This window comes from Christiangramia qingdaonensis, from assembly GCF_048381525.1.
In the GTDB taxonomy this organism is placed as follows: Bacteria; Bacteroidota; Bacteroidia; order Flavobacteriales; family Flavobacteriaceae; genus Christiangramia.
This window is the reverse complement of the sequence record NZ_JBLWIM010000008.1, coordinates 33,120-43,038: the sequence shown is the minus strand read 5'-3', so window position 1 is coordinate 43,038 and position 9,919 is coordinate 33,120. Positions and strand designations below refer to the sequence as shown.

The 9,919-nt window shown below is 39.1% G+C and carries 6 protein-coding genes; 1 reads left to right on the top strand and 5 read right to left on the bottom strand.

Features of this window, described 5'->3' with window-relative positions; translation table 11 throughout:
- The 5 genes from ACNI3T_RS00940 to ACNI3T_RS00920 all read right to left on the bottom strand — a co-directional run.
- A partial coding sequence (locus tag ACNI3T_RS00940) for a MarR family winged helix-turn-helix transcriptional regulator (RefSeq protein WP_418226220.1) occupies positions 1–438 on the bottom strand: 438 nt, incomplete at its 3' end.
- Positions 439–440: 2 nt separating this feature from the next.
- Positions 441–866 (bottom strand): DoxX family protein, encoded by a 426-nt coding sequence (locus ACNI3T_RS00935; protein WP_418226219.1) that lies wholly within the window; start codon positions 864–866, stop codon positions 441–443.
- A 131-nt stretch (positions 867–997) separates the two neighbouring features.
- Positions 998–1,519, bottom strand: coding sequence for a DUF421 domain-containing protein (locus ACNI3T_RS00930; RefSeq protein WP_322302548.1), 522 nt, complete (start codon positions 1,517–1,519; stop codon positions 998–1,000).
- A 91-nt stretch (positions 1,520–1,610) separates the two neighbouring features.
- Positions 1,611–3,737, bottom strand: a complete 2,127-nt coding sequence (locus tag ACNI3T_RS00925) for a catalase (RefSeq protein WP_418226218.1) — start codon at positions 3,735–3,737, stop codon at positions 1,611–1,613.
- Positions 3,738–3,957: 220 nt separating this feature from the next.
- Complete coding sequence (locus ACNI3T_RS00920; protein WP_418226217.1) at positions 3,958–5,169, bottom strand: sensor histidine kinase; 1,212 nt, start codon at positions 5,167–5,169, stop codon at positions 3,958–3,960.
- A gap of 240 nt (positions 5,170–5,409) precedes the next feature.
- Here ACNI3T_RS00920 and ACNI3T_RS00915 point away from each other — a divergent pair, with 240 nt between their 5' ends.
- Positions 5,410–9,900, top strand: a complete 4,491-nt coding sequence (locus ACNI3T_RS00915) for an AAA family ATPase (RefSeq protein WP_418226216.1) — start codon at positions 5,410–5,412, stop codon at positions 9,898–9,900.
- The last annotated feature ends 19 nt before the right edge of the window (positions 9,901–9,919 follow it).

Here is a 9,919-nt window from a genome sequence, read left to right as displayed (position 1 = left end):
CAATATATCTATCCAGGAATCAAGTGTTTTCTTTAACAACATAACATCTGTGACCTGCACGTCCTCATTGAGTAGTTTCCCAAGTAGATCTTTAGGAATATTCCTGGCTTGTTCTTTATAATCAAGTCCCTTCCTGGTTAAATTGACTTTTACCGTTCTTTCATCTTCGGAAGAACGGGTACGTAACAGTAAACCATTTTTTTGCATTCGCTGAATGAGAGGTGACAAAGTATTAGTGTTAAGTAATAGTTTCTTTCCAATCTGATTGACAGATTGTTCATCTTTCTCCCAGAGTACAAGCAATACAAGGTATTGAGGGTAGGTTAGACCCATGGTGTCCAGGTAAGGTTTGTACGCCCTTGTGATCAATCTAGATACAGAATACAAGGGAAAACAAATTTGATTTTCTAATTTTAGATTCTCAATATCTTCCATCATTATCATTTCTTAGAATTTCTCCAGGCTGTCCATGCGCCGGTAGACCATAAAACCCAGGCTATAAGTACAGGCTGAAAAAATAATCTTATAAGTCTCGCTCTATCTGAATCCAGAACTCCAAAAGCATCTTTACCATCTACATATTGCGCGATATTTCCCGGAAAGATCAGTACAAAGAAAATTGCCAGGAACCAGCCAACCTTAACACGCTGATTTTTCCAGAAGAGTAGGGCAAGACCCAGAATCATTTCAACGATCCCCGAAAGTATAACCACTAGATCTTTGCTCATTGGCACCCAGTCTGGAACTTGCGCCTGGAAATCCACGCGGTTAAAACTTAAATGACTAAATCCTGCGTAGATCATGAAAACTGAAAGTAGTATTCGGAAGATATTCTGCAGGGTAGTAGTTTCAATATAATTCCTCATAACATTTGTTCTACACACGATTATGTCGTGCACGATGCAAATGTAGGTTGAATGAATCGTTCTGGCTACAGACTTACCAAAAGTTTAACTTTAGTCTGCATTCTATGTTGTCTACAGAAGACTAGTTATTCTTATTTTCTCTGTACATCCTTTAAGAGCCAGTCATTTACAGGTCTGTTATCATGGGAGTGGATCACCACAATATTTCCAGTTGTTTCAAAGACTACTGCTTTTACATCTTCCAGTTCTACGATATTTGCTTCTCTTAATTTAGAACGAAGGTCGGTTACCGTAACTCTTGCTTTGGTAAGATTATCGTGTAAGATATCCTTTCCATCCATTAAGAGCAGGGGAGAATTGTCTATTGCTTCTCTGAAAAAATCCCATCTTCTCAGGTATGCTGCTACTAATTGAAATAGGTATATAAAGAAGAGTCCAATCATGCCTTCCGGAAGAGTTACAGAATCAGATAGTACCGTGGTGGCCAGCATCGACCCCACAGCAACGGTCATCGCAAAGTCAAAACTCGACATTTTTGAAAAGCTTCTTTTCCCGAAGATCCTGGTATATATGATTATCGATACATAAATTCCCAGGCAGGAAATTATAATTGCTAAAGCAGAATTCAATGTTAAATCAAACCATTTTTCCATAACTAGATACTTTTAAAAATTATTTAGTTCGTTACATGTTCAAATAAAAAAACCGCTGGTTTTCACCAGCGGTTTTTCTTCCTATATACATTTAAACAGGTATAGACATTGCTTCTTTTTGCCTAGACCAGTTTCTGTGAGCAGCGATCTGTTCAATGAACTTTTCTGGAGTTTCATCAATTAAAACTGCTGCATCTTCCTTGAACTTATCCAGATATGTATTCTCTATCTTATCCATCACCACCTTGTCTATTGCAATTGCTTTGCAATGTTTCAGAGTTTCATTGACGAATTTTGCCGTTTTAGGAGCTTTGTTTAAAGCTTCCAGACTTTTACTACCTCCCGGAATATAAATAGCATCAAATAGAACACTTTCCGTAGTTAATAAAGCCGCGTCCACTTTATGACTTTTACCCTTATCACACTTTACAGTACCACCATGAGGGGCTAGCAATTGAACCATCGCTCCTTTATCTTCTAACGCTTGTTTCATTTTTCCCATCGACTCACCATCAAATCCATTTCCAACAAGAAAACCGATCTGGCGTGTAGCAATACTATCAGATTTTAGATGAGTAAGGCTAAGTGCTTCAGATTTATCGAGATAATTTTTTTTCTTAGGAGGTTGGTGCTTTTCTACATCGGCATCTGCTCCAATAGCCAAGTTTACCGGACCATCAACTTTACTCGGAATTTCCATACCTAATCCTTCAGCAACTTTAGCCGCAAGATCCTCATCGATCTGGTTGATGATATAAAGCATACGTTCCTTGATATGATCGTAAGTACATTTTCCTATTTCGAAAGTATAAGCATCTGCAACGTGATCCTTTTCCCAGTCGGTCAAACTTCTATAGAACATCGCTGGTTGAGAATAATGATCATTGAAACTCTCGCTTCTAGCTCTGGTCTTTCTACCATCAATTCTTTCTTCGTAAGGAGTGAATCCGCCTTCAGCCATTTTTGCAAGATGAGGACAACCTCCACCTATGGAATTAGGAAAATATGCCGTCTTACCTTTGTTGATCGTCATTCTCATATGAGCGTCACGCTGATTGTTGTGCGTTTCGTTCACAGGACGGTTTATTGGTAATTCGTGGAAGTTTGGACTTCCAAGCCTCGACAACTGCGTATCTGTGTAAGAGAATAATCTACCTTGTAATAACGGGTCGTTAGAAAAATCTATTCCGGGTACGATATGCCCTGGGTGGAATGCAACCTGTTCAGTTTCTGCAAAGAAATTGTCTGGGTTACGATTTAAGGTCATTTTACCAATACGTTGTACCGGCACCATTTCTTCGGGAATCAGTTTTGTTGGATCCAGAATATCAAATTCGAACTTATGTTCATCTTCTTCAGGAATGATCTGTAGTCCAAGTTCCCATTCTGGAAAATGGCCTGCATCAATTGCATCCCAAAGATCTCTTCTATGGAAGTCGGTATCAGCGCCATGAATTTTCACTGCTTCATCCCAGGTTACGGAATGTGTACCTAATAATGGCTTCCAGTGGAATTTCACGAAATGTGACTTGCCTTCAGCATTTACCAATCTAAAGGTGTGAATACCAAAACCTTCCATCATTCTAAAACTTCTTGGAATCGCACGATCACTCATAACCCATATATGGTTGTGCAGTGTTTCGGTAGTTTGGGATACGAAATCGTAGAACGTATCATGAGCAGACGCTGCCTGAGGAATATCTCTATCTGGCTCTGGCTTTACGGCATGAATTAGGTCCGGAAACTTCATGGAATCCTGAATAAAAAACACAGGCATGTTATTTCCTACAAGGTCAAAGATTCCTTCCTCTGTATAAAATTTCACGGCGAATCCGCGAACATCTCTCGCCAGGTCTGCAGAACCTTTATTTCCCGCTACAGTTGAGAATCTTACGAAAACAGGTGTTTTCCTGTTGGTATCTGTGAAAATTGGCGCCTTGGTATATTTATCCATACTTTCATATAGTTCAAAATATCCATGAGCTCCACTTCCTCTCGCATGAACGATCCTTTCCGGAATTCTTTCATGATCGAAATGTGTGATTTTCTCTCTTAATATAAAATCTTCCAGGAGTGTGGCCCCCCTTTCACCGGCTTTCAGGGAATTATTAGTGTCGTTCACTTTAACACCCTGATTAGTGGTCATCGTTTTACCTTCAGCATTTTTTGTATCCCGGGACAGATCCTGGGATTTTTTGTCCTTTTCTTTCTCACTCATCTTTGAATTGATTTATCATTATGGTTGTACTAAAATTACCAAGTAATATTGAAACTGATGTGCGGTATTGAATCGCTTCCTTGCCGTTGAAACGATTTTAGCAGAATTATAACAAAATGCTGTTTGTCTTTGGAATCTCTTAACAGATTCAGCAAATTACTTTTAGCAATGCCGAAGCAAGGATTGTTGTGGCATTAACTTTCTATTGTATTTTTTAATTTCAGGTAGGTTTTTCCAGAGAAAAATTAAAGGTAGTTCCTTTGTTCAAAATGCTCTGCACTGAAATTTGGCCATTCATGGAATCCACCAGTTTTTGAACTGTGCTCAGTCCAATTCCATGACCTCGCTCATCTGGTGTTCCGTTTACGTTAATGACAGTAAACAGTTCAAATATTTGATCCAGGTGTTCTTCAGGAATACCAATTCCATTATCTGAAACAGAAAAATGGTAGAAAGCGCCATTTTCATAGCAGTCTATATTAATCATAATCTCTTCAGCATCATTATATTTCAAACTATTGCTAATCAGGTTCATCATGATCTGTCCCAGTCCTGCTCGGTTAACTCGAATTTTTAAATTTTCTTCCGGAAGGCGAATATCACAATTGGAATCTATATGTAAGAGATCGATAGTATCCTCAAGTAGATCATTCAGAAAGAATTCTTTTACTTCCGAAGCTTTTGAACCATCTTCAGAATAATATTCGAGTAAACCAGTGATATATTCACTTAATTTTAATCCGGAGTTTTTAATGTAATCGAGATATTCTTTCCCCTTTTCATCGATTACGCTGGCGTATTTAGCTTTTACGATATCTGAGGTAATGATCATGTTCGCCAGGGGCATCTTGAGCTCATGGCTCACATTGCCAGCAAATTCCCTAAGGATCTTATTATTTTCAAGCTGATTGCTTTGCGCCTTTTTTAATTCAGTGTTCTGTAGATGATATTCATATAAGATCTCTACCTGTTTACCCAAAGCGATCAATGATCTTTTTTGATGTATGCTTAATTTCTTAGGTGTTTTGTTTATTACACACAGCGTTCCCAGCGGTAAACCTTGCTTATTTAAAATTGGAACTCCGGCATAAGATCTAAAATGGGTTTCCTCGTCCAGCACAAGGGGATTATCTTCAAAGCGAGAATCTTCCAGAGCATTGTCCACCTCGAAAACCTTGTTAGGTTCCAGGATTGCATGTCCACAAAATGAAACATCACGGCCGGTTTGATCTGCTCCCAGACCTTTTTTAGACTTGAACCATTGAATGTCCTTATCCAGAATGGTAAGCAGCGCTACAGGAGTACGACAAATTTCACTGGCCAGGGTCGTAATGTTATCGTAGCATTCTTGAGGGAGTGAATCTAGTAGGCCAAGTTGTCGTACACTTCGTAATCTTAGATCTTCGTTTTCCGGTATATCGGGTTTCTTCATATAAGTAGCATATCGAAGGTTTAAGGTGATGCTGTATTCGGTCGGATTTCAAAAGTACGTTTCCTGACGCCGTTCCGCAAATTGTCTAACTCAATTTCGGATGTACAATAAATGAAGTTTTCAAGGTTTAGAATGACAGATTCATGTTCAAAAATAGTCCTAAAGCAATAATTTCTCAATTGGTTGATGAGCTCTGAGAATCTCTATATCTTTAATTTTTTTAAAAAGAAAGATAGATCTATGCGCATTGTTAATGCTTACCAGAATAACCTGAAGAATATAAGCCTCGAGATCCCTGAGAATAAATTAATAGTTCTTACCGGACTATCAGGTTCAGGAAAATCATCGCTCGCAATGGGAGTTATCGGCAATGAAGGTTACAGGTTCTTCCTGGAAAGTTTACCAGCGTATAATCAACAGAATGCGAATCTTATTCCTACTGCGGAAGTTGATGATATCAAGGATCTTCCTCCGGTCATAAAAGTTGAGCAATCCAAGAGGTTTCAATCCATTAATACCACCTTCGGAACTCTTTCTGAACTGGCTTCAGTTTTTAGAATTCTTTTTGCCCGTTACTCCGCAAGTAAGCCAATGAGCAAATCTTTATTCTCTTTTAATCATCCAAAAGGTGCCTGTGAAACCTGTCGAGGAATTGGTGAAGCTGAATATATTGATATTAAAAAACTGGTTGGTGATGAAAATAAGACCTTAAGAGAAGGAGCAATTACTACCACTTTGCCCGGTGGTTATATCGTTTATTCTCAGATCACTGTTGAAGAACTTGACAAAGTATGTCACGCACATGGATTTAGCGTGGATATTCCCTGGAAGGACTTAACAGAAGAGCAAAAAGATGTCGTCCTGAATGGAAGCGATCGCCTGAAGGTTTTTTACGGTAAACATACTCTCGAATCAAGATTACGCTGGGAAGGCTTTAAAGCGAAACCAAGAGAGGAAGGTTATTATAAAGGAATGCTTCCAATTATGCAGGATATTCTTAGAAGAGACCGAAATAAGAACATTTTGAGGTTCGCTAGTTCCAGTATCTGTCCCGCCTGCCATGGCGCCAGGATCAAGCCAGATCATCTGAAATTTGAGTGGCAAAACAAAAATTTTGCTGAATGGATGGATATTCCACTTGCGGAATTACATAAACTTTTAGATAGCCTGGAACTTAAGGGTGGAGAGAAGGAGCTGGTTTATAAGATCCAGGTACAACTCAACGATCTGGTACAATTAGGAATGGGTGAATACTGTTTAAGTACGCCAAGTTCTAAGATCTCTTCTGGAGATGCGCAACGTGTGAAATTGATCAAACAGGTAAACAGCAACCTGCAGGGTATATTATATATTTTCGATGAACCGTCAATTGGCCTCGCAGAAAATTATCAAAAGCATCTACGACATATTCTCCAAAGATTGATCGCCAGGGGAAATACGGTAATGGTAGTAGAGCATGATCTTGGTTTTATTCGTTCCGCAGACTGGATCATAGAATTAGGTCCTGAAGCTGGAAACAAAGGTGGAGAGATTATCTTTAACGGTCCATTGGATCAATTTTTAAAATCTGATTCCATATCCAGTCCTACTCTCGAAGAAATGAATGCTTCGGAAGAGGTTTCTTCAAATGTTTCAAGTAGTTCAATAGCTGCAATAAGGGCGGAATCAGGACGACTGACCGTTATAAGTCGGAAGAATGAAGCGATCGAAAAGAAGCTTCAGAAAATTTCCAAAGAAAGAGATTTGAAACTGGTGACAGTAAGTGATCAGCCCATAGGTAAAACTCCGCGTTCCAACCCGGCGACCTATACCGGCTTAGCCGAAAAAATTCGTGATCTTTTGGCCAAATCAGGTGACGCAAAAAATAGCAAATTAGGTAAAGATTCGTTTTCATTTAACAATAAAGCTGGCAGATGTACAGAATGTGAAGGTGCCGGTGTGATTAGTCTTTCTATGAATGTGATGGGGACGATCAACCAGGTTTGCCCTGTTTGCAAAGGTAAGCGCTTCAAAAAGGAAGTGCTGGAAGTGAAATGGAATGGGAAGAATATTGCAGACATTTACAATCTAAGCATATTAGAAGCAATCTATTTTTTCGCAGTAGACAGGAAAATATTAAATATTCTCAAACTGATGAAAGACTTAGGATTGGAATATTTAAAATTAGGGCAACCTTCCAATACCTTATCTGGAGGAGAAGCCCAGAGAATCAAATTGACCAAGCATTTTGCCAAACCTTCCAGAGACAATTTTCTAATCCTTGAAGAGCCTAGCATTGGACTGCATCAGCGTAATGTGCAACAATTAATTACTGCTTTACATAAGCTAAAAGAACAAACAGCAGGTATCGTATGTTTTGAAAATCATGAACTTTTTAAATCGCAGGCTGATTCTTTCTTCGATAATTCACAAGCTGTACTGGAGACTTCTAAACCAGAATTAGCGATCCAGCAGAGAGATGAGATTAGAATTCGGGGAGCGCGTACACACTACTTAAAAGATCTTGATCTTAAATTGCTGAAGAATACGTTGAGCGTGGTCACCGGCATCTCGGGATCTGGGAAATCTTCTCTTCTTATAGATACGCTGCATGCGTATGGGATGCAGGAGATGACAAGGCAATTTTCAGCATATCAACAGTCCAGGGTTGGGGTAAACTTTCAAATGGAAGTCGATCAAATCGACGGTTTAACGCCTACAATTTGCGTGACCCGAAAAGTGCCTAATTTCACCAATAGGTCTGATCTTGCCAAGCAAACTGGGATCGATAAGCTTTTAAGATTTGCTTTTTCCAGAAAAGCGGAGTTTGAGGGAGAAGAACTTTCAGCCAGTCATTTTTCCAACAATCATGAACTTGGCAAGTGTAAGATCTGTGACGGCTTTGGCGTGGAACTACTACCAGATGTCAAGAAGCTTGCACCCAATACTAATTTAAGTATTTCAGATGGAGTTTTTGAACATAATAAAGCGCTTTCCTACTATGGGCAGAGGGACAGCCAGTATATGGCAATACTCGAAAAAGTAGGGCAGGAACATGGTTTTGACCTGAATACTGCATTCAACCAATTTTCCGAAGAACAGAAGAGGATTATTTTTGAAGGAACCGGAGAAAAAATTTGGGAAACCCAGTGGAAGTTCAGAACTAAAACCAGGGAAGGAATTCAACAGGTCAAAATGAAATGGGAAGGCCTGGATAATTACCTCAAGCAGGAATATTATAAGACCCGAAAAAATAAATTTATTGAGAATTTAACTGCTCTATTCACCCCGGCTATTTGTAGCAATTGCTTCGGAAGTGGACTAAAACCTGAAAGATTAAAATTTGAGATTGGAGGTCTGTCTATTCGTGAGATCAAGAACCTTGATTTTTCCGGGCTTGACCAGTGGATTCAGAATGCAAACACTTATCTGGAAATCGATCAGGAATTGGTTGAAAAGATTAGGCCATTTATTGAAAATACGGTACATAGGGCAACTCAGCTGCATATAGATCATCTTCAGTTAAACCGAAAATCTCAAAGTTTATCTGGTGGTGAAAACCAGCGGGTGGCTTTGATCACCCAGTTAAATAGTCCGTTAAAAGGAGTTACTTATCTTCTGGATGAACCTTCCGCAGGACTTTCGGGACATAATATTCCAGATCTTATAGCGATTCTTAAGGAATTGGTAGCCAAAGGAAATACAGTACTTGTAATAGAACACAATAAAGAGATCATCCAGGCGGCGACCGAGCTAATTGAAATTGGTCCTAAGGCTGGGAAAAATGGCGGACAAATTACTTTCCAGGGAACTCCAGAAGACTTTGTAAAGAAAGAAAGTACCCATGCCTATTTCAAAAGACAAGATGCCGGATTCGAGTTTACTTCTGAAAGTGAGCGAAAAATTGAAATAAAGGGAGTTTCGCGTTATAATTTGCAACGCAACTGTTTAGAAATTCCAGTTGGAGGAATCACTGCACTTAGCGGAAAAAGTGGAATTGGTAAGACAACACTGGTCAAGGATATCATTATTCCTTCTATTAGAAATCAGAAACCGGTTTATTGTGAACAGATAGTTTATCCTGAAAATTATAAAAATGCCTATTATTTTGAGGCAAAGAAATTAAGATCACATTCCGCCACATTACTGGTTTCTTACCTGGATTTCCTAAAGGATATTGGAAAGATCTTTGCTGAAAATTCGAAATTAAAACCCAAGGATTTTACTTATAAAACAAAGACGAGTCAGTGTCCCGATTGTAAAGGTAAGGGTTACGTGGCAACGAGTCTTGATGTTACTGCCAATGCTGTGGAAACCTGTGAAACCTGCCAGGGACAGCGGTACAAACCAGAAATTCTCGAACATACGATTTATAGTAAGAATATCGCTGAGGTTCTTAATATGGATCTTCATGGCTTTAAGGCCTGGTTGAAGGAACATGGTGAACTTGAGAAATTAGGGGAGGTTCTGGAAAAACTTCAGGCAATAGGTCTTGGTCATTTAAATTTGGATCAGCCTATTCAAAGCCTGTCTTCAGGAGAGAAGCAGCGTCTATTATTGCTGAACTGGTTGTTGCAAGGTAGCAAAGATGTACTATATATACTTGATGAACCTAGCACTGGCTTACATTATGAAGATATAGATTTGCTCCTAAAGATTCTGAAAGATCTAAGTATTGAAAATGATATTCTGGTGATCGACCATAACCCTTATTTACTGGAGAAAATTGGAATCGGTTTAGAGCTGAAGTAGCATTACTATCAAAACAAAA

Excerpts from the sequence above, each read along its gene's own strand:
- ACNI3T_RS00935 (WP_418226219.1), bottom strand. The coding sequence starts at position 866 with ATGAGGAATTATATTGAAACTACTACCCTGCAGAATATCTTCCGAATA.
- ACNI3T_RS00930 (WP_322302548.1), bottom strand. The coding sequence starts at position 1,519 with ATGGAAAAATGGTTTGATTTAACATTGAATTCTGCTTTAGCAATTATA.
- ACNI3T_RS00925 (WP_418226218.1), bottom strand. The coding sequence starts at position 3,737 with ATGAGTGAGAAAGAAAAGGACAAAAAATCCCAGGATCTGTCCCGGGAT.
- ACNI3T_RS00920 (WP_418226217.1), bottom strand. The coding sequence starts at position 5,169 with ATGAAGAAACCCGATATACCGGAAAACGAAGATCTAAGATTACGAAGT.
- ACNI3T_RS00915 (WP_418226216.1), top strand. The coding sequence starts at position 5,410 with ATGCGCATTGTTAATGCTTACCAGAATAACCTGAAGAATATAAGCCTC.